Here is an 829-nt window from a genome sequence, read left to right as displayed (position 1 = left end):
ACCCGGGTCGGGGCCGCGATGGGGGCGACGGGCGCCGGCGCTGCGCCGATGACACGGCGCTTCACCGTCTCTACCACGACCTGCTTGGAGCGGCCATGGGAGAAGCTCTGGCGCACGGTCCCCTGTTCGATCGGACGCTTCAAGGAAAGCGGCTTCGCAGGGGTCTTGCTCAGAGTCTTGTCGCCCGGATTATTCGTGTCGCTCATTCAGCCTGAACCCTGAGGGTTTCCATCGTCGCGTGAACCGGCAACCCGCGGAGCGCCGGCCTGATCCGTCACGGCATCGTCTTGCAGAGGGGGAGCATCCCCGCCGTATCCGGCGGATCCGCGCTCCTCGATCGCCGCGGCGACGCCCTCGAAGGAGCGTAGCCGACGCCAACGCGCCAGGCAGCCGGCGGCCCCGACTCCTGCGACGAGCGCAGCGTGTATCACATGATCCCGACCTAAGGCCATGTCCAATTCGTCTTCGGACAAGTCGTCAACGATCGGTACGCGGGATATGGCACCGCCGTGGCGCCTGTGCAATGCCGCCGCGATCTTGCGGCGGCCGTCGGCGGCGGCATCGGACGCATGGATCACGGCCGCGACCCGCGGCTGCGCGCCGATCGCGGCCTCGACCTTGGTGAAGCCGGTGACGATGCAGCCGGCCTTGTTGGCCAGCGCGATCGCCTGCCGCAGGTCGGCCCGCAGCCCTTCCGCGATGCGGTCGGGGAGGTCGGCGGCGGCGGTCGCGCCTTGCGTCTTGAACGCCCGGTTGAACGCCCGCTTCTTCACGGCCGTCGCGACGTCCTCGCGGCGCGCGCTGACCCAGGCGCCGGACGCGATGATCC

At 69.7% G+C, this 829-nt stretch carries 2 protein-coding genes; both read right to left on the bottom strand.

The annotated features are described in order from the left end of the window. Positions 1–206: translation initiation factor IF-2 associated domain-containing protein (locus FV222_RS27860; RefSeq protein WP_147763388.1), on the bottom strand; the 206-nt coding region annotated here is incomplete at its 3' end. Further along, positions 207–829: DUF448 domain-containing protein (locus tag FV222_RS27855; RefSeq protein ID WP_147816389.1), on the bottom strand; the 623-nt coding region annotated here is incomplete at its 5' end.

Origin of the sequence: Methylobacterium sp. WL103 (assembly GCF_008039885.1) — a bacterium.
Lineage (GTDB): Bacteria > Pseudomonadota > Alphaproteobacteria > Rhizobiales > Beijerinckiaceae > Methylobacterium > Methylobacterium cerastii.
This window is presented reverse-complemented; position numbering and strand designations above follow the sequence as displayed.